At 40.9% G+C, this 21,419-nt stretch carries 14 protein-coding genes; all 14 read left to right on the forward strand.

Annotated features, from left to right (window positions below; genetic code table 11):
- Positions 1-174: 174 nt before the first annotated feature.
- A complete protein-coding gene (locus VCHENC03_RS13340; RefSeq protein WP_009705965.1) occupies positions 175-1,950 on the forward strand; it encodes a membrane protein in 1,776 nt (591 codons plus the stop codon).
- Between the two features lie 2 nt (positions 1,951-1,952).
- Positions 1,953-2,663, forward strand: a complete 711-nt coding sequence (locus VCHENC03_RS13335; protein WP_009705966.1) for an OmpA family protein — start codon at positions 1,953-1,955, stop codon at positions 2,661-2,663.
- A gap of 1 nt (position 2,664) precedes the next feature.
- Positions 2,665-3,801: an HNH endonuclease gene (locus tag VCHENC03_RS13330; protein ID WP_009705967.1), complete on the forward strand. Its 1,137-nt coding sequence runs from the start codon at positions 2,665-2,667 to the stop codon at positions 3,799-3,801.
- Between the two features lie 3 nt (positions 3,802-3,804).
- Positions 3,805-4,143: a hypothetical protein gene (locus tag VCHENC03_RS0125820; protein WP_032802708.1), complete on the forward strand. Its 339-nt coding sequence runs from the start codon at positions 3,805-3,807 to the stop codon at positions 4,141-4,143.
- Between the two features lie 10 nt (positions 4,144-4,153).
- Positions 4,154-6,448 (forward strand): hypothetical protein, encoded by a 2,295-nt coding sequence (locus VCHENC03_RS13325; RefSeq protein WP_009705968.1) that lies wholly within the window; start codon positions 4,154-4,156, stop codon positions 6,446-6,448.
- The gene (locus tag VCHENC03_RS13320) at positions 6,448-7,104 is read left to right on the forward strand and encodes an OmpA/MotB family protein (protein WP_009705969.1); all 657 of its coding nucleotides are present in this window, start codon (positions 6,448-6,450) and stop codon (positions 7,102-7,104) included. The genes VCHENC03_RS13325 and VCHENC03_RS13320 overlap by 1 nt, the downstream gene beginning before the upstream one ends.
- Positions 7,097-9,478: an EH signature domain-containing protein gene (locus tag VCHENC03_RS0125825; protein ID WP_009705970.1), complete on the forward strand. Its 2,382-nt coding sequence runs from the start codon at positions 7,097-7,099 to the stop codon at positions 9,476-9,478. Before VCHENC03_RS13320 ends, VCHENC03_RS0125825 begins: the two co-directional genes overlap by 8 nt.
- Positions 9,479-9,615: 137 nt before the next feature.
- Positions 9,616-9,957, forward strand: a complete 342-nt coding sequence (locus VCHENC03_RS13315) for a hypothetical protein (RefSeq protein ID WP_009705971.1) — start codon at positions 9,616-9,618, stop codon at positions 9,955-9,957.
- A gap of 218 nt (positions 9,958-10,175) precedes the next feature.
- A complete protein-coding gene (hsdR, locus tag VCHENC03_RS13310) occupies positions 10,176-13,730 on the forward strand; it encodes a type I restriction-modification system endonuclease (RefSeq protein ID WP_009705972.1) in 3,555 nt (1,184 codons plus the stop codon).
- A 94-nt stretch (positions 13,731-13,824) separates the two neighbouring features.
- The gene (locus tag VCHENC03_RS13305; protein WP_009705973.1) at positions 13,825-14,502 is read left to right on the forward strand and encodes a vWA domain-containing protein; all 678 of its coding nucleotides are present in this window, start codon (positions 13,825-13,827) and stop codon (positions 14,500-14,502) included.
- Positions 14,503-15,195, forward strand: coding sequence for a PP2C family serine/threonine-protein phosphatase (locus tag VCHENC03_RS13300; RefSeq protein ID WP_009705974.1), 693 nt, complete (start codon positions 14,503-14,505; stop codon positions 15,193-15,195).
- Positions 15,188-16,618, forward strand: a complete 1,431-nt coding sequence (locus VCHENC03_RS0125830) for a protein kinase domain-containing protein (RefSeq protein ID WP_009705975.1) — start codon at positions 15,188-15,190, stop codon at positions 16,616-16,618. Before VCHENC03_RS13300 ends, VCHENC03_RS0125830 begins: the two co-directional genes overlap by 8 nt.
- A gap of 8 nt (positions 16,619-16,626) precedes the next feature.
- Positions 16,627-19,974 carry a DEAD/DEAH box helicase gene (locus tag VCHENC03_RS13295; RefSeq protein ID WP_009705976.1) on the forward strand — a complete coding sequence of 1,116 codons (3,348 nt, stop codon included), beginning with the start codon at positions 16,627-16,629 and terminating at the stop codon, positions 19,972-19,974.
- Positions 19,964-21,418, forward strand: a complete 1,455-nt coding sequence (locus tag VCHENC03_RS13290) for a hypothetical protein (protein ID WP_032802711.1) — start codon at positions 19,964-19,966, stop codon at positions 21,416-21,418. The genes VCHENC03_RS13295 and VCHENC03_RS13290 overlap by 11 nt, the downstream gene beginning before the upstream one ends.
- Position 21,419 lies beyond the last annotated feature (1 nt).

The following is a 21,419-nucleotide window of genomic DNA, read 5'->3' on the forward strand; positions in this document are numbered from 1 at the left end:
TCTCATTCACATTGCGTATTAAATCAAATAACCTTGCTAGCTCTCTTATTTATAAAAATGACCCAAATCATTGTACAAATAGATATTTTATTAAACTTCCATTTGAATGTTTGAGAATGGCGTTCTGTTAATATAGAATGCTGCCGTCCAATTACATACTACCGAATTACTTATATGACCGAACTATTAGCATCACTTATCGCTTCATTTTCTGCAGAGTCCATTTCAAATGGTTTTATCTACCTTATTTTATTGTTGCTAGTTGGTTCGATCTTATTGGCAATATTAGGGAAAGCACCACGCTTTACTGCAAGTACAACTAATATTTTAACATCATTGGGTATTCTTGGTACGTTTGCAGGCATCGTAGTTGGTCTGATGGACTTCGATCCCCAAAACATTGATGGCAGTATCGAATCACTGCTTGGTGGCCTAAAGACTGCATTCCTGACAAGTTTAGCAGGTATGGCTGGTTCTATTTTTTATAAAGCTGCGTTAGGTTTAATTCCTCAAAAAGAACGCGAAGAAACGAAGTCTGTAGGTCCTGAGGAAATCTTCTCAGTTATGTCACAACAACTGAAGGCTTCTACAGAGCAGTTAAACGCTTCGAATGAGTTGCTATCTGCGATTAAAGGTGACGAGGATTCGTCATTGACCTCACAAATTAAGAACCTCAGAACAGACATTAATGACGGTCAAAGAACATTAAACGACCAGTTTAAGCAAACAACAGAGCGTAATGCTGAATTCCAGAGCACACTATGGAAGAAAATGGATGAGTTCGGTGAACTTCTGTCTAAGTCTGCAACAGAACAAGTAATCAATGCTCTAAAAGAAGTAATTGTTGATTTCAACGAGAAGTTGACGGAGCAATTTGGTGAGAACTTTAAGCGTTTGGATGAATCAGTTAAGAAATTAGTCGATTGGCAAGAAAACTACCGCCATCAACTAGAGGATATGGCGACCAAATACCAGTTGGGCGTTGATGCAATTTCATCCACTGAGAAATCTGTAGCGCACATCAATGAGCGAGCGGAAGCCATTCCTGTAACAATGGAGAAGCTGCATCAAGTTATGGAACTAGGTCATGGTCAGGTAACCGAGTTAGAACACAGACTTGAGGCATTTAAAGACTTGAGAGATAAGGCTGTTGAAGCTATGCCTCAGATTCGTGAGCAAATGGATACCACAATGGCAGTAATTGGTGACTCAGTAAAAGCGGCCTCAACGCACTACGAGTCAATGTTGGTTGAATCTCAAAAGATCATTGATAATTTTAGCGCGACAGCGAACCAGAGTGTTGAATCAATGCGAACTAACCTTGAGGAAGGCGCGACTAAGGTTTCACATGAGCTAGAGAGTCGAGCAGTAGAAATTGGTGGCCGCTTGGCTGAAGCATCTAACGATATTACGGACAACGTAACAACAGCCTCAGGGGCACTTCAGAATAGTGCTACCTACCTCACAGACAACGCTGAACAAATTAAGCAACAGCTTGAAGACTCTATTGTTGAGCTAAATAGTCAGCTTCGTGTTCTAGTGGCTGAGATTAAAGATGATGCAAAAGATACGGGAACAGTATTAAAAGAAGCAAACCAAGAGCTTCTGGCAAGCACTAAAGAAATTCAACAGGAAACAACAAACGCTATTTCTAAGCTTCATGAACGTCTAGAAACAACGTTAGAAGATGTCTTCCAGGTACAAGCTCAAGCGGTGCGTAGAACCTTTGATAGTTTAGAAGACCAAATTACAGACTCTGTTGGTAAGACAGGCAGCGCGGTAGAGAAGCAAGTTGAAGTGCTTGACCTTCAAATGCAGCAAGAGATTAACCGTACCATGAGTGAAATGGGTGAAGCTTTAGCAACGATCACTCAACAGTTCACTCGTGATTACCAAAAACTTGTTCGTGAAATGAACAACGTTGTCACGACTAGCAAAATGGCAGTGTAATCATGGATAAGGTTTTCGGAAGCTCGAAAAAGCACAGCGACAGCGGTGAGCATTGGATGTCGGTGTCAGACTTAATGGCAGGTTTGATGATGGTATTCCTTTTCATCTCCGTTGCTCTGATGCGAGATGCAATGGTCGAGCGCGACAAAATTAAAGAAGTTGCTGAAACTTATCAACAAACCCAACAAGCAATTTACGTTGCCCTCTACGAAGAATTCGAAAAAGATTTGATAAAGTGGGGGGCTGAGATAGATCGAGAGACATTGAGCGTAAACTTTACAGCTCCTGATGTACTATTCGCAAATGGTAGAGCTGATCTAAATGAAAACTTCCAATTGATCTTGGATGATTTCATTCCTCGTTATCTTTCGGTTCTGGATAGCTATAAGCCAATCATTCAAGAGATCAAGATAGAAGGTCACACTTCCAGTCGATGGAATCACGATTCGACAGATTATGAGGCGTATTTCAACAATATGCGATTATCGCAATCACGAACGCGAGCGGTACTAGGTTACATCATGAGCTTGGAGCCTGTTGTTGACGAACATTACCATTGGGTTAAACAGAACGTAGCTGCGGTTGGTTACTCTTCATCAAAGTTGACGCTTGATGAGCTTGGTAATGAAGATGAGCAGAAATCTCGACGTGTATCTTTCCGCGTTATAACTAACGCAGAAGAACAAATTCGTAAGATCTTGGAAGAGGTTTAACTTGAAACTGAGTATTAGCTTCAAAAACCTAAATGCTGCCATTGAGTTAATGGAGCCCAAAAAGAAAGGCGAGTTTAATCTAGCGTTTGTCGAAACCAGTATTGAAAAGCTGGACTTGGAGCTGGCTAAAGGTAAAGACGTTGAGCTCAAAGATGTTGATGTAGATTCAGGATTACTGAGCTACAAAGGGCGTCAGGTTCTTTTGTATATAAAGGACCATGGTTCAGCTGTTCAGAACGTAATTCGAAAACCAGAAACAGGTAATAAATTCCACGTAGCCGATTGTTCAAAACTTAAATCGATGCGTTCAGAAGGTCGTTTTGAACGATATGTTGTGATAAATGATACCTCGGGCGAGTTTCCTATTTCAGGGGCGTCATACTATGGTGGCCATCAAGAAGAAGGAAAAGCAAAGCTTAAGATTTGTAAATTCTGTCTAGGTCAACTGAACTATCAGGGATACTCGTCTGGCAACGACCGACATGCAATCTTTGACGGATTCGATATGGCTGAATTTTTTTCTACTTACAGCTCATTCTTTCCTCATTTACCTTCACGTCAGGCGGAGACGGCAGAAACTGGTTATAGTAAAGATTGGTCTAAGATTTCGTCTCATTATCGTGTAGATAAAAATTTCAATTGTGAGCAATGCAATGTGAGTTTAAAAGCACATCGTCACCTATTGCACGTCCACCATATCAATGGTGTTAAATCGGACAACAGACTCAAGAACTTAAAAGCCTTGTGTATCGACTGTCATAGCAAAGAGCCATTGCACTCACATTTGGCTTTGAGCCATACGGAAAGGCAGTTAATAAATAAGCTTAGAAGTGAGCAAAGTTTGTTAGAAGATTTGGGTAATTGGCAAAGTCTATTTGATTATGCGGATCCTGGTGTGCACGGTGTTCTACATGCTTGTAAACATTCACATTTGCGTATGCCTGAAATTAACCACTTTGTTACTGACCGATTTGGTGACCTTTCGGCAAGGCTTGAGTTAGCTTGGCCTGATGTTAAGTTTGGCGTTGCAATTTCTGAACACGATATTGAAGACGCAAAGGAATCTGGGTGGGAAGCCGTAACAGTTAATGATTTTCTTCTGAACTATCGCACACAAGCAAACTACCTGAGAGCTTAATTTATGAAAGTGACACTTGAAACAGTGTTAGAAAGAATAATTGCAGTAAATCATGCTTGGAAGCTTTCTCGTGAAGAGTTTGGGCAGGATTTCGTTGCAACTAAGTCTCTTCGAGATACTAAGTCTTCTCTTCAGGCCACATTGGTCAGAGATTTTCCAGAAGATGTTTATCTTAAAGTAGCAACAGACTCAGAAAGTCATGGTGAAACGATGTTTAGCGTTAGGCTAAGAAAGCCCATCACGATAAATGATGTAGTGCGAGTAGATGCCGAGCATTTACCAGTAAGAATTGCAAAACAGATTTTTTCTGAACACGAAATACAAAAATATCTAGGAAGTTAGAAGGCTAGTCATGTTTGATTCAATGGCATACATCTCAGGCGACTGGGTAACAGATTTAATTATTACGGTAACGGGAAGTCTGTTTTTGGTATTTAGTTTTAAGTTACTCAGCTCTACTCGAGTTGCTAAGAGACGCTTGTCCGGTGTTTTATCTATTAAACACGCTAACAGCGAACCGATTCTTAAGCCTAATGAGCTAGATTCAGAACAATTATCTTGGGTGAATGAGCACCTGGTTTACACTCCAGTAGATGAAGGGTACAAAGTAGATCAAAAAAACGGACTCTGGTTAAGTAAAACGCCGCTTTCATTAATGACACCAAACATCGACCCTAATCGTTACAAGCTAGTGCCAGCGTTGCTCACTAGTATCGGTATTACAGGTACGTTCCTAGGTATAACGATTGGACTTAGTCAGTTTAGTATGGCTGGTGACTCGAAGGCTTTGCTAACTTCGGCAGCTGAATTACTAGAGGGTATGAAAACAGCATTTTATACCTCACTTGCGGGTTTAAGTACCTCCGCTTTGTTTATGGCGTTTGTTAAGTGGTCATCTAGTTCTATCTCTAATGCCCAGCACAAGTTTCAACTTGAAATCTCGAAGAATTACTTTGAAGCGAGTGCAATATACTATTTAAAGGATTTGGGAAGTGAAGGGCGGCGAGAGGCCATAGATGCTCAAGTTAGAACGGCCGATGCAGTTGAAAAGTTAGGTACAAACATCAATACGGCACTAACAAGCTTTTCGGATGCCAGCCGCTCGTTAGATGGAGACATGATTGCAGAGAAGATCTCTGATTCAGTGACGAGTGCAGTTAATACGCAAATGGTTCCTGTACTGAATGCCATCAAGTCTGAGTTGGCGACATTAAAAGAAATCAAAGAACAGTCTCAACAAGAGCTGGTGACTTTCCTTGTAAAAGAAATGAAATCTGAGCTCATAGAGCCAGTAACTGCTGAGTTGAAAAATACAAGTGATGCCTTGAATGAAAGCAACAAGGTAACGAATGAGCTTAACAGTAACGTTGAAAAGGTTGTAACAACAACTTCTGAAACAGTTAAGACTATCAATGGATTCCAAGTAGAGACCATGGTCAAACTTCAAGGCTTTGCGGAGTCGTTGAAATCTATCTTGACTCGCTTTAATGAAGAAACACAAGGTGCAATGGGCACTATTGCTTCGGAAGTAAAAGGTATGCTTAGTGATGCTAGCGAGGGAATGAATAAGCAGAGAATTGCGTTTGAAGAAAGCTCTCAAAGAGCAGCATCAGCATTTGAGGGCATTAAAGAGTCTATGGATTCAGCGCTTTCTGAGCGAAAAGAAGCTGAGCAGGCACTATTCGTTGAAGTAGAAAAGCGTATTTCAGTTCTATTGACTGATTCTCAAGACGCAATGAAGACCATTACCTCTCAAGTCAACGTAATGCTAGAAAGTGCGAGCAACGGAATGGATAAGCAGCGTGTCGCATTCGAAGAGAGCTCGCAGCGTGCAGCTACTGCATTCGAAGGTATTAAAGACGCCATGGACTCTTCGCTATCTGAGAGACAACAAGCAGAACAAGTATTATTTAGTAATGTCGAAAAACGTATTGGAACATTGCTAGAAGAGTCACAAACCGTATTTGAAAAGCAAACCGATGTATTAGAGTCTGTTGGTGCTGAAGCTAGTCAATTAATGAATAGTGCTAAGACAGAACTAATTTCTGGTCTTGGAGACATCGATACCAAAGTGATCAACATGTCGAATACAGTCCAGACTGAGCTAGAGGCATTTAGAAAACAGTACCAAGAAAACCTAACAGAATTCTTTACCCGACAAAATAACCTTCTGGAAAGTAGCCTTGGTAAGCAACGAGATGGCTTAAACGGCGTTGTTGATAACTTCCGAAAAGTGTTTGAGGAAGAATATCAAACAAGACATGGTCTATTGCAAGAGCTAACCGCACAATACCAAAAGCTCGAAAAGTCAGCACAGACATTAGAGCGTGTTGCGAAAGCAATTGGTCTTAACGACTCTTCTAAAATGGCAGAGTTGCAAAACGCAGCCACAACAATGAGCCAAGAAATTAGCTCATTGAAGAAAGAATACACCACAGCGTCAGCTGCATTTACACAAGTGACGGAAGAGTTGCCAAAAGCGATGGACGACTATTATGCGCGTGCAACTAAAAGTTTTGAAACCTTCTTCAATGACTTCGACCATGCATCTAGTAAGATCCATAACCGTTTGGCGCAAGCAGCAAACTACCTAGTCAGTGCCCAGGAAGTTCGCCAAGAAGTAGCGCAAGATAAGGTAGAAGTATAATGCGTGCGCTTAGAAATTACTCTGACGCGAATGATACTGATGAATCAGGGGTTTGGCTGTCTATTGGTGATCTAATGTCTGTATTACTGATGATATTTGCCCTTCTTTTGATCAGTGCTCTTGTGCAGATATCAGAAGTGTATGAAGAAAGTCAGAATACGCGTGTAGTGATAATTAAGGGCATTAATGATGCTCTCACCTCTGCAGGGATTGAAGTTAAAGCTGATGGTGAGACAGGTGATATATCTATCACAGACTCAATTTTGTTTGATCTCAATGCTCATCAACTGAAGCCTTCAGGTGAAGTTTTCCTCGAGAAATTTATTCCAGTATATTCAGAAGTGATATTTCAATCAAAAGCTACAGCTGATGAGGTAAGTCGAATTGTCGTTGAAGGGCACTCGAGTTCTGAAGGTGCGTTTGACCGAAATATGGAACTCAGTGTTTTACGAGCTAATAGCGTTATTGCGTTTGTCAACTCCATGAGTTTTGATAATAAGGAGCAGTTCTTCAATAAAGTGGTGATCTCAGGTCGCGGACCAATTGAAGCAGATAAAAATTCAGCCAAAGCGGCAGACCGAAAAGTGAAGTTCAGATTTCAGTTCAAAGACGATCAATTCTTAGGGCATTTTTCAGAGGTGAAGAAAGTTGATTAGTAGCGGTTTTAGCTTTTCTCAGCCAGTACTACCGAAGCGCGTAAGCTTACACGACCAACCGCAAAGTTTGGTTGAACAAAGGCTTATGGATATGCCTTTACCTAGCTTCCCTGCCAAAAGTTTGTTGCAAATCGTCGAGTTGGTCGAGCAGAAGCGATACCAGGATATTCATATTTTTGAGTGGCTTGATGTGTTGCAAGATGAAGGACAGTGGATAGCGCTTGATAAGGCTACGCTCGCGAGTGTTTTGCCTAGTGTTTGGAAAGGGATTACTGCAAATTCTAAGCTCAGCGAAATCACATTTTTTAAAATTGCTCTCGCATTAGATGGTAAAAAGAGCGATATCGTACCTGGCATTATTAGCTCACTAGAGATAGTAAAAAACCATACGCAGATCTTAAGTCGAAGTGATTCAGACAAAGCCCGTTGGCTGCTCGCGTTACAATGTTTGGATTTGGCAACGCTTGCTCGCTATTGCTACGAGGCGAGTTGTACTGCGGAAGATATGCTTGTTAGATATCAATTGCCTGTTTCAAATAGTTATAGCTATGGAATTTCAGAGTATCTATTTGGTTGTTTAGATGTTGCAGACCTAAATAAGCAAGATGATGCTTGGTTAGCGAGTTATTTCTATAGCTATAAAGTCTCTGCTCATCGTATGGATTTTTGCCGCAATTTTATCCTTGAAGTTGGGAACTTTAATTATGGTGAACGCTGCAACGAAATTGTAGAGCGGCATTGTTTACCATTTAGCCAAAAAAGTTATTGGAACAGGTTGCCTAATGAAGCAAAAACTATTTTAAAGCAAAAATACGATCTGACCTGTTATTACGATTTACATACAATCTCATCAGTTTTGTATTCAGAGGAAGCCGCAGATGAGCTTGATTATACTGAATTTGAAAGTGAGCAAATTAAGAGTCGTTCGCTCTTTTGGTCAAATTACAGTTCACGATTTAGCCGAGTAAGAGTATTGCTACCTGCTCAAACATATGGCTATCTAGCGGGTTGCGATGTAGATCTATCTGATTTTATACATTGTTTTTCTGAAGAAAAAGAGACTAATGTTGAGACCTATATCTTTGAGCTAGAGGGAGTTATTGCTGTAGAGTTTTTACGAGGAGAAACAACAGATACACGTTTCTTTAAGAAAATAAGCATCAATGAACAGCAGCTTTTCGATTCATCTTCGATATCAGTCGATGCCATAAGAGCAATGTCTCAGCTAGAGGTCCATGATCATTTGGAGCACTGGCAGCATTATTGCGAGAAACTACTGCGTTTAAAACTTGGTGTCTTACCAAATAGTGGAACTACGCAATTTAAAGGCTTGTCGGTCGAATTAGGCCGATATTGGGATGACTTTGGTTTAGCAACGCTGACAGATGAAATGCTTCTCTCTAGGCAGAAGGCGTTGCAGGCGTGGATCGAAAAATTCTGGGAAGCAGAATATGCGACAGGTAAATTCGGGGAGATAAGTGGCCTAGCAAAACGAAGTCGTGTCTACCATATGAAAGCTTTGGAGGCTGAGCAACTCGGTAACAAGGAAGATTATGAATATTTGATACGCAAAGCTGCGAATCAAGGTAACCCTGATGCGATGTATAGAACCGGTATTTCAATCCTTAAGATCAATCGAGGTGATCGCAAGCTGAAACAAAGCGGTGAAGATTGGATTGTTCAGGCTGCTAAGCTTGGGCATGCAGAAGCAATCAACTTTGTTAAAAAGTTTAGGTTGAAAGGTTCTGAAAATATTAGCTCAACTGAGAATAACTCGGCAGAGCAAACAAACCCGCTTAGAGCAAAAGCAGATCAAGGTGATACCAAGGCAATGTATACCTACGGTAGCCAATTGATTATGTCTCATAGACACTTTGATAAAGACAAGGGGCTTGAGTATCTCACTAATGCGGTTAAGCAGTCTCCTGATGAGGCTAACTCCGTGCTTTGGCCGATATACAAAGAATCCAATGAAAAGGGTGATGATGTCGTATCTCATGCGATTCTAGATCTGTTAAAGGACACTGGTGACACTAAGGCATTGTTCGAACTGGGTAAAAGGCTTGTTCAAGACGTCACTTCAGATATATCTGAAGGGTTGGATTTGCTTTGGCGGGCAGATGAACAGGGTGCGAATGAAGTTAGAGAGGTTCTTTGGAAGATCGCCGAACATGCGGATCAAAGTGGCGAGCGAACGAATTATAAAGCGTCATTGCGTTATTTGTCGGGAATGGGTGATCTAGAAGCAACCTTTCAATTAGCAGCTTGCTTACTCAATTCTATGGATATTAGGGAACGACAATCAGGCATGGATTTAATGCAGTCTGCTGCTAGAAAAGGTCACCCTGAAGCTACGAAACTCCTAAAGAAATAAATCGCAATTGTGTTCGTTAGAGTGCATTTATTGATTGGGATGCAGGGTAAGTGTAGGCTGTTTTATAAGCTTATTTTCCACACTTATGCTTTGTCTCGACTTAATATAAGTTCTTACCTTGTATAACCGGATAATCAATGAAAAATCAAACCATAGAAGCCTTCACAGCAAGACTTGGCTCCCCAACGCGTGAGACGAAAAAAGCACTCGCTTGGAATATTACTTCTGGCTATGGGGTCGTCGTTCAGATTGATCAACCTCAGTCTGGAGAGCATGCGTTAGTTTGGTTACCGTATAACTCTGATGCTCTAGAGCAATTGGTGATGGAAAAAACGCTCTACCCAGAAGATAAAGGCAGGCACAGTAATACTTATGCCAGCCCAGGTTTATCGAAAGGTGAGAAGGCAATTCGAGTAAAGTTACAAACCAATGACGATCTTGCCAACTTAATCAGCTATCTTTTTGACTCATTTATTTAAGGTTTATTAACAAGAGTGGAGGAGGCTGATTGTTGGTTTGTCGTTCTGGGGTAAAAAACGAATAAGAAATTTGTTTAATACCTATCTAAGTCATCATTTTATATAGGCTTTTTATAGTATGATGACTATCATATTCGTCTAGATTCGTATTTACGAAGTAAACGTCTGTCAATGAAGATGTAAAGTCAGGCGAGAGAAAATACCCGTTGGTTAGAACTATGCAAAAATCAAACTTCGAATTTCTCAAGGGCGTGAATGATTTCTTATTCGCAATCACTCTTGCAGCTGAAAAAAACTATCCTGATGACCCAAACACCACGTTAGTTAAATTGCGTATATTCGGCGAAGCTACGGCTAGACACCTAGCCAAACTGCTTGATATCGATGTCACGGAAAACCAAAACGACCTCCTTCGTGAACTGGGTAAAATCCCCTTTGTTGATGATGCCATTCTTGGCGTGTTCCATAAGCTGCGTAAAACTGGTAACCAAGCGGTACATGAATACCATAACGACTTAGACGATGCGGCAATGTGCCTTCGCTTAGCGTTCCGTTTAGCGGTTTGGTATTACCGTTTGGTCACGAAAAAATATGATTTTGCTGTTCCTGAATTTGCTCTTCCAACGTCTCAGAGCGGAGAGCAGTTTGAGCAAGAAATTCTTTCGCTAAAGCAAGAGCTTGAATTAGCCAAGCAGTCAGAAACACAGACCAAAGCAGAAGTAGAAGCGCAAAAGGCCAAGCTCACTGCACTTAATGGCTATATATCCGTCTTAGAAAGTAAGCAAGAAGAAACTCAAGAGCAGTCAGATGCACGTGTTGCAGCGCTAATCGCTAAGCTTAAAGAAAAAGAAGTTGAGCTTTCAACTAAGACAGAGGTAGAACGCAAAGCCTACCGTAAGCAAATAGCCAACGAGGCAAGCAAGCGCTCTCTAAACTTAGATGAAGCAGAAACGCGCTATTTAATTGATGCTCAGCTTCGCAAAGCGGGCTGGGATGCCGACACCAACAACCTAAAGTTCTCAAATGGTACTAGACCAGAAGCCGGTCGCAACATGGCGATAGCGGAATGGCCAACCGGTTTTGATGAGACGGGCAAAACTGGCTTCGCTGATTATGTACTGTTTGTTGGGTTAAAACCTGTTGCAGTGGTAGAGGCTAAACAGCACAACAAAGATGTGGCAGCAAAGCTCACCGAAGCCTACCGTTACAGCAAATATTTTGAGCACGACTTCTTACGCAGTGAATTGGAAACCCTTGCGAGTGACCAAGATCAGCTAGATAAAGTTGCTGAAGCCATTCCTAAATATATCCACACTTGGAATGGCAGCGTTGCGGGTGAAACGTATAAAGTTCCTTTCTGTTTCTCGGCCAACGGTCGTGACTACCGTGCGGCGGTAAAAACCAAGAGTGGTATTTGGTATCGCGATGTACGTCATGCTACCAACATGCCTAAGGCACTGCCAGAATGGCACCGTCCTGAAGAGCTGCTTGCTAAGCTTGAAGACGATGTTCATTACCAAAACAGCTGGTTTAGCAATAACGCGGATATGAGCGATTTGGGCTTGCGCTATTACCAGGAAGAAGCCGTGCAAGCGGTAGAGAAAGCCATAGTTGCAGGTCAGCAAGACATCTTACTCGCCATGGCGACAGGTACTGGAAAAACGCGTACCGCTATTGCACTTATGTATCGCTTAATTCAGTCGCGGCGTTTTAAGCGAGTACTGTTTTTAGTTGATAGAACCTCACTGGGTAAGCAGGCGCTAGACTCGTTTGAAGACACCAACATAAAAGGCGATACCTTTAACGCCATCTTCAACATTAAAGGGTTAACTGACCGTTTCCCTGAGGACAGCACTAAAATCCATGTTGCCACGGTACAATCACTGGTTAAGCGTACGTTACAGAGTGATGAAGTGATGCCTGTAGGCCGTTACGATTGCATTATAGTTGATGAAGCGCACCGTGGTTACATTCTCGATAAAGAGCAAACCGAAGGAGAAGAGAAGTTCCGTAGTCAGCAAGATTTTATCTCTTCTTATCGTCGTATTATTGATCACTTTGATGCTGCAAAAGTCGCATTGACCGCAACGCCAGCTTTACACACCATTGATATCTTTGGTGGAGAGCAGCAAAAGCCTGTTTACCGTTACAGCTATCGTAAAGCTGTGATTGATGGTTACCTGTGCGACCAAGAGCCGCCGATTAAGATCATGACTAAGCTGAGCAAAGATGGGCTCTACTTATCGCAAGGCTCCGAAGTTCAGCGTTTATCCAATCAAGGTGAACTGCTTAATGATCAGCTTGAAGATGAACAAGGTTTTGAAGTAGCCGATTTCAACCGTACCTTAATCGCCTCAAACTTCAATAAAGTGGTATGTGAAGAGCTGACCAATCATATCGATCCAGTTAACCATGTAGATCCTACCAATCCGCAAAAAACCTTAGTGTTTTGTGTTAATAACACCCATGCGGATATGGTGGTGGAAGAGCTGCGTACTGCGTTTAAGGCTAAGTATCCTGGGCTCGAGCACGACGCCATCATTAAAATCACCGGTGATTCAGATAAAGACTCCACCAAAGTCCAATCCATGATCACTCGCTTTAACAAAGAGCGTTTGCCAAATATCGTGGTCACGGTGGATTTGCTCACGACCGGTATCGATATTCCAAGCATTTGTAATTTAGTGTTTATGCGTAAGGTTCGCAGTCGAATTCTCTACGAGCAGATGAAAGGCCGTGCCACTCGTTTATGTCCACAAGCGGGTAAAACCTCATTCCGTATTTTCGATGCGGTCGATCTCTATTCTACACTGCAAAGTGTCGATACCATGCGCCCGGTGGTGGTGAGGCCACAAGTGGAACTGCAAACTCTGGTTAACGAAATTACTGACTCGGAAACTTACAAAACCATTGAAGCCGATGGCCGTAGTTTTGCTGAGCACAGTCATGAACAACTGGTGTCTAAGCTGCAACGAATTGTTACCCATGCGCAGTTTAACCGCAATAAATCCAAACAAGTGGATGAGCATATTAAACGTATTGATGAGGTGTGTTTAAACAGTGCTGGGTGTGATTTTGCAAGCTTACCGAAAACCCTTAAAGACAAAGGGTCAAAATGGTCGGCAGAAGTGTTTAACAAGGTGACGAACTTAGTCAGTCGATTAGAGAGCTTAAAGAGTGACATTAATGCTCTGCGCGATATGCCGATCTTCTCTGATGTACATGATGAAATTGTCGAAGTGAAACAAACTTATGGCGAGTTCGATAATGCGGAAGATTTCTTGGAAGCGTTTGATAACTTGGTCGGAGCCTCAAGCAACCAGCAAGAAGCATTAGAAATTATCATCAACCGTCCACGAGATTTGACCCGTAAAGGATTGATTGAACTGCAAGAGTGGTTTGATAACCAAAACTTCAACGATTCGACGCTGCGCAGCGCATGGAAAACCGCTAAAAACCAAGACATAGCAGCCAAGCTCATTGGCCACATCCGCCGTGCCTCCATTGGTGACGCGCTGATGCCGTTTGAACAACGTGTTGATCTGGCATTAGAGCGTATTAAAGCTGCCAACGACTGGAATGACGAGCAACTAAGCTGGTTAGATCGCTTAGCCTCATCAATCAAAGAGAAAGTCGTACTCGATGAAGACACCTTTAAAACGGGTAACTACAAGCGCAAAGGTGGCAAACGTAAGCTTATGAAAATCTTCAATGATGACCTAGACAGTATACTTACCCAATTCAATGAATACATGTGGGAAGAGCCTGCATAGGACCATACAAATTAGCCTTTAACGCTATTTGTGTTTTTGCTTAGTTGAGCAATCAAGAATAACTACAATGTACTTTATAGTTTTGAGGAAAATAATGGAACTGAATAAATTTGTCGCAAGTAAAGCACGTCCTTTACCCGTAATTGTTATGGCCGATACAAGTGGGAGCATGAGTATCGATGGAAAAATTGATGCGTTAAATCGATCGATCAAGGACATGATCTCTAGTTTTGCCGATGAGAGTAGATTAAGAGCAGAAATTCATCTGTCAATTGTAACCTTTGGTGGCGAAGCTGTAACACACCTCCCTTTAACACCAGCACACCAAATTGAGCAGGTAGAAAATTTCGATGCGCGAGGAAGAACTCCGTTAGGTGCAGCGTGCACATTAGTTAAAGATTTGATCGAAGATAAAGAATCTATTCCTTCTAGAGCATACCGACCAATCATTATTTTAGTGTCGGATGGCTATCCTACAGACGACTATAAAAATGCATTTGACGCGTTATTAAACAGCGAGAGGGCTCAAAAGGCGACTAGGTTTGCGTTATCAATAGGCAATGATGCGGATACTACTTTGCTCGAGTCGTTTGGTAACGATGTTGAAGCACCTTTATTGTTTGCACATAACGCGGCTGAAATAGCTCGCTTTTTCCGTGCGGTGACTATGAGTGTTGCTAATCATTCGAAGAGCCAAAAACCAAATGAACCGATGAAGTTAGAGTTTGTTAATGACGAACTGCCTGATGATGATTTAGATATTCCGTTATAAATGAAAGTTAGCATATCAAAAACGTCTGTTATCGGCCCAACGCATTTGGGCCTCAAGCTTCCAAACCAAGATGCAGTTACATCAAGAAAATCTAAGGGTCGTTGGGCTGTGGCAGTTGCTGATGGCATGGGATCAAGAGGTTTATCCCACATAGGCTCTAAACTAGCAACGAGTTTAGCCGTTAGCGCTTGCTTAGATAACAGTGAAGATATTTCTGATAAAGAGTTGATCACAGCCATCTATACTAGATGGCTTGACGGTCTTAAAGATAAAAATATCGCACCTAATGATGCCGTTACCACTCTATTGGTTGCGTGGGGGAATTCAAAAGGTGAGTATCGCTATATCCAATTAGGTGATGGTGTTATTTGCAGTAGCACAACCAATCATTCAATTCCAAACGATGATTTGTTTTCGAATGAAACAACAGGGCTAGGGTTAAGTAAAAAGTTTTCTGATTGGCGTATCGGTAGAGGCAGGTTGAATCGGATTAATGGTGGACTAATTCTGATGACGGATGGAGTATCTGAAGATATAGAAGATCACCTCGGCTTTTGTTACGCGCTAGTGGCGCGTGCTCAATCAGGAAGCTCAAGAGCCATCAAGAAAAACCTAAAAGGCCTATTGCACAATTGGCCCACACCACATCATACAGATGACAAAACAATTGCAGTGGTTCTAATTAATGAATAGTAAAAAGAAAAGTACTGTCTACGACAAACATGACAATGCATATGAACTTACTAAAAGAGTTGGGGAAGGTGGGCAAGGCATCGTTTGTCAAACTCAGCTAAGTGGAATTTTGGTAAAAATATTAAATACCAAAAATGAGTCGGAGATAAAGAGATGGCAAAAACAACTGGATTGGAGCCTAAGGCAAGACTTAACTGGACTAAACTTAGCCCTTCCTAAAATTCAAATAACAAAGCCTCGTCTAGGTTATGTTATGGAACTGATGGATGGTTTGATTCCACTACAAGATGTATTAGAGAAGAGTTTTAGTGATCTTGTAGATAACAATAGCATTAAACAGTACATACAAACTGGTGGTTTGAAAAGACGCCTTCAAATTCTACTGAAAGTCGCCAAAACGCTAGCGAAACTCCATAGTAGAGGCTACGCCTATGGCGATATTTCTCCAGCAAATATCTTTGTTTCTGAAGATAGCCGTTATTCAGAAGTGTGGTTTATTGATTGTGACAACTTATGTGTCAACGAAAGAGAAGGGTTTACTCACATATACACACCAGGCTACGGCGCACCAGAAGTTGTAAAAGGTGACATGGGAGTCAACGCATTAACTGATCAGTGGTCATTTGCTGTAATGGCGTTCGAACTTCTTACACACCAACACCCATATAAGGGACTTCAAGTCGAAGATGGTGAACCTGAAATAGTAGAAGAGCAGGCTTATAGAGGCGAGTTGCCTTGGATATATGATACTGAAGATGAAAGCAACGAAAGTATTGGAGGTATTGATTGGGCTTTAGTTGCCAATAAAAAGCTTCGTCAATTATTCGATCAGTGCTTTGCCAGGGGTAAAACACAGCCTTATGAGAGACCTTCATTAAACGCTTGGTGTGTGGCCTTACAAGAGGCACTCGATCATCTGTTGGAATGCCCGGCGTGCAGCAGTCACCATTTTACTAACCTTCAATCTGATGAACAAACTTGTCCTTTTTGTTCAACTTCGGTAGGGAAAGAGCACTATGCAGTATTAAGGCAAGTTATCTATCTGAATGAAGAAGATTTGCAATACACCTGTAATTTGTCTGAAAGCTTCATCGAGACTGATAATGTGCGTGTTGTTAGTAATGGAATGTCTCTCACTTTTAATTCTGCGCCATACAATACAGAGCTGTGGTTTGAAAGTGATGAAAACTTAACAGTAACTATGAGTGAGGGAGATATATATTTTATTCCCGAATCACACGCAGTTTGCAGTATATCTCGCAAAAATTCATCGCAGGTCCATCAAATTACCCATAAGCAACGAATAGCCGCAGAGCGTCGTAGTGCTATCGATCCCTATGAGTTTACCAATTGGCTTAAATCCGATGAAAACAAACCTGAATTTGTCGAGTTGTTAAAGACTTACAGATGGCAACTAGCGTGAAGTAAATTATGAACTTATTAGACTCTAAATGCCTTACCGGCGATGTGATCGAGCTTATTTTCGAAGACCAGAATGATGCAAATTTGAACTGGAAAATAGGTGAAGAAGTAGAATTGTTTTTTGAAATAGATTCTTACTATGTCAAACAAGGCAATGCGGATTTATTTGCTGAAGTCAAGTTTAAGAATACGTCACTTGCTATGGCTGTTTCGGGGAGCAAAGCGAGAAAAGTTTGTGCCGTCTCTTGTTATAAGAACTCTCGTGCGCTAGCGATTCGCTATGTCGATCTCGTTGATAGTTATGATGAGAATATAGAATTTAAAATCGAACCTATCTTTATCGAAGGCATTCAAAAACAAGTTCCAAGCGTTTCAGATTTTGATAGTGCACGAAAATGGTTCGAGGAAGAGTTCATCTTTGCAAAAGATGACCAAGGTGGGATCTTTATTGAATTCCCTGATAATTCAAAGGACTCATTTTTCCTGATTGGTCAAGATTACAAGGTGTTAGTTGATAAGGTTAGAAAAAATTGGCACCTCTCTTCGCTCCATCAATTTGGCGGTGGAACGGATAAACTTTACGCATATTATGGACATCACGTATTAGAGTCGTACGGAATAGAAGAGCAATTAAATACTTCTAACTACAAGCACCAACTTGAACAGCACCTTCAAGACAATGCAAGTTATTTTAAACTTTGGCAAAAATACTCAGACCTCCATTGGGAACAGCATTCTAGATTAGCTAAAGCGGTTGGTTTCCTTGAGTACGAAGCTGTTTATGGTGCTTCTGATACTGAAATAAGATTCAAATTTAAAGTTGGTGACAAAGCACTAAAGTCATTTTTTGAACGATACAAAAATGAATTAGAAGTGCTTGGTGAAACCTTCTCACTCTCGGATATAGAGTTGCAGATAGCTCAAGAACTACCAAGTTGGTTAGCATCAACAGAGAATTTTGTAAAAGGTGGGCCAAGACCTATTTTTTTGAGAAGAGTTAAAATTGAAGGTGATTTTTTGGTTGCAAACTTGAACCAAAGACCAAAATCAAAAGGTTTTATCTTCATATCTTTGAATGGTATGAAAAAACAACACGAGCGTAAAAAAGTTGCTTTTGATTCGTTGAAAGATGCAACAAATCCTATGCCGCAACTTAAATACATCTTAGAAGGTGTAAATCCACCTGAGCAGAATGTTAAAAAATTACGTGCAATAACGCCGACATTAAAGAAAAAACTTGATGGTAAGTCGTTAACTAAGAAGCAAGAAAGAGCGGTGAAAGTCGCATTAAACACACCTGACGTCGCTTTAATTATAGGACCTCCAGGCACTGGTAAAACCCAAGTTATCTCTGCTATTCAACACAGGATTGCTGAACAGGGCAATAAACATAATTTATCGTTAAAGCACCAAGTTTTACTCACGAGTTACCAACATGATGCTGTCGACAACGTAGTAGCTAGGTCAGGCGTGTTTGGGCTTCCTGCAATTAAAGTGGGAGGTAAGCAAGATGAATCAAATCAGCAAGAATCAAACAGCATCGACACTTGGACTAACAAAGTTATTCATGAGCTAAAACCAAGTGTTGAAAGCGAAATCAGAAATAGCGATGAATTCAAACTAGTGGATGCTATATCGTCGTTAGTTTTTCAAATAAAGAACTCAAATAATGCTCAATTCAATTACCAAAACCTAAACGAATTGCACCTTAAGTTAAAGAAGCTAGCGCTTGACTACGGTATTAAAGTGTCAGCCAAGATTGAAAGAAACGTTGAACAGCTGATCGAGCAGTTTAGCTTGTCTTCCTCGTATGCACTCACAACAACTCAGAGGCAGGAGTTAGTCACTGCTACCAGAGCATTGAGAACGGACTCGACGTCATATGATGACGATGGAGTCTTGAGGCTAATCAAATTGATATCCTTACTCAAGGAATTAAAAGGTGGTGATTACGACCTTGATAAGCTCGAAGCTATGACTAGCATCGGTGTTGATGTCGATTTTAAGTTATTAAAAAGTACTCAACATCAATTGCTCGATGCTTTACAGGATAAATTTGTACTGCCGAATCAACGTTGGTTGAAACCAGAACAATCAAAGAGTTTAAGTGAACTCTTGGAGGAGCTTGAGTCAAGCTTAGTGAATTCTCCAAGGCTTGGTCAGCTATATTATCGTAAAAAGTATCTTGATTCATTGGTGTTTGAAAAGAAGCAAGTTCAGGATTCACTTAAAGAATATAGTGCAGTGCTAGGAGCTACATGTCAGCAAGCTGCTGGTGAAGCTATGGTTGGCCTTAAGTCTGTCGAGCATAGCAAAAACATACATTTTGACTCAGTAATTGTTGACGAGGCTGCGAGAGCTAACCCACTGGATCTTATGATACCTATGTCGATGGCTAGAAAGCGTGTGGTTTTAGTAGGGGATCACAGACAGCTTCCGCACATGTTGGAGCCTAGAGTCGAAAAAGAATTACAAGATAACAATGAACTAGAAATTGTCGACCACGAACTATTACAACAAAGTTTGTTTGAACGTTTGTATCACTCTCTTTCGAAATACGAAAAAGAAAGATCTACAGAAAACCCGCGCGTAGTAATGCTTGATACCCAGTTCCGTATGCACCCTAAACTAGGTTCATTTGTTAGTGAAGAGTTTTATGAGCTATTTGGCTTGCCTCCGATCAAGGCCGGCTTGAATGAGTCACATTTCCCACTAGATGTACCAGGTTATGAAGGGAAACTTGCTGCATGGATCGATGTTGAACCATCAAAAGGAAAAATGGCGTCAAAAAACGGGTCTAAGTATCGTGACTGTGAAGCTGAAATTATTGCTGATGAAGCTTATAAAATACTATCAGCTAGACCAGATTTAAGTGTCGGTATTATCACTTTTTATGCGGCTCAAAGAGACCATATCATCGAGAAAATGGTAGACAGAAAAGTCATGGAGTATTCGAGCACAGGTTTAAATGTTGTATCTGAATTTAGAATGACGATCCCCAATTCAGGTGGGAAACCAGAAGAACGTTTTCGTGTTGGTTCTGTTGATGCATTCCAAGGTAAAGAGTTTGATGTAGTGTTGTTGTCAACCGTTCGAAGCTGGAATGAACCAAAAGAAATTACGCAAGAGACTGTCAATGCGCAGTTAGGCTTTTTGCGCATACCTAATCGTATTAACGTTGCGATGTCGAGACAAAAACGCCTGCTCATTGTTGTTGGTGATAAAAGCTTAGCGTCAAACAATCTCAATAAGCTTATGCCTGAGTCGATTAGGACATCTGAAAATGAAAAGATATTAGTAGGTTTTCCTAAGTTCTTTAATGAGCTTTGCGACAAGGAGAAGGGTATTGTTCTCTAACACATATATCAAAACAACAGAGTTCCCCAAAAGTCGTGATGTGCAGCTTTTTGCCTGGCCTGTTTACAGTTGGGAAGTGTATTTGTCTTCCCACAAAGGGCGAGAGTTAAATCTATTTGAGAGAACTATCTTAGAGCTGATTCGAGTAACCGGAGATAGAGAGTTATCATCGAGTCAAATAACTGAATGGCTTTCTCTAGAAAAGGAAATGGTTTTATACATTTTAACCGCCACAATGCAACCAAATGGATGGTTAGATAAGAACTTTAAAATTACAGAAGAAGGCCGAAAAGTTCTTGACTCAGAGACCGAGCCTGACATGACAACCGCTTTGGTATTTCAGTGCGCATTGACAGGACAATGGTTTCCTAGGATTGCTTACGAATCTAGCGAAATTAAACCAGAGAAAGATACAGATAGGTTAATCTTTAAACTAGATAGAGCAACTGATCAGAGAGTGAGAGGCTATCGCGTTAACAAAACAATTCATGAGGTAAATAGGCCAAGTGATAACGAAATAAATGATCTTTTAATCAAAGACAAAGAAGCTCGATGGATAGCAAATAATATCAGCGATAATCGATACCATACGCCTATTAAGGCTGAGAAAATGATTCTGTCAAACAAAGATGCCAAACAGTCATATCTACTGTTATGGGCAGACATTTCTTCAGGTTATAAATTCGATTTTATTGACCCATTTGCTCTTTCCCATAAAGCACCGTGGATGAATGACTTGTTTGAACAAGCTATAGCCGTCAATGGCAAGTTAGAACAGTTCTCTAGTTCAAGGTTTCAAACGGAGGAAGAGGAATTATCTTACTCAGAGACAATTGAACTCATGAAGGAGACAGCTAGAGTTGAAGTGTTAACTAAATACCCTAACGCTGAGCGTGTTGAAGGTCTAGTAGAACCATTGTTTGAGTTAATGAACGGAAAAGAACGACTGAACCGCGAAAAATATGCGGATTATAGCTTAAACAGATCGCTAATAAACGGATGTGGTTCTGTCCTAGAATTTGTATGTAAAGCGACTTTAAACAATCATCCTTTCATGCGGTTAGATATCTTGCCGGAAAATAGACTTTCAAATTATAAGCAGAAACGAGAGCTTGAATGGTTATTGAAAGAAGTAGGAAAGTTTAGTCAGTCTCAAATCGATAGCATTCTTAAAGTTCAACCAGGGAAAATCTATCAGACAGCGATAGGAAGAAATTCAAGTCTACGTTCCTTATTGGCAACTATCTTTATATCGATGAGAGACTACCCTCATCATCCATTTGAGTTTATTACACGCGACGGTTTGCTATTCGAGTACGTATATGATTTATCACACGATCGTGATGAGGCATCTCATGGCAACAGCACAAGATTTACCAATGAACAAGCGTTGCATTACATCAACGTAGTAGACAAAGTTTTAGAAAATATTTTATCGGACTAAG

Origin of the sequence: Vibrio sp. HENC-03, from assembly GCF_000305755.2 — a bacterium.
GTDB lineage: Bacteria > Pseudomonadota > Gammaproteobacteria > Enterobacterales > Vibrionaceae > Vibrio > Vibrio owensii.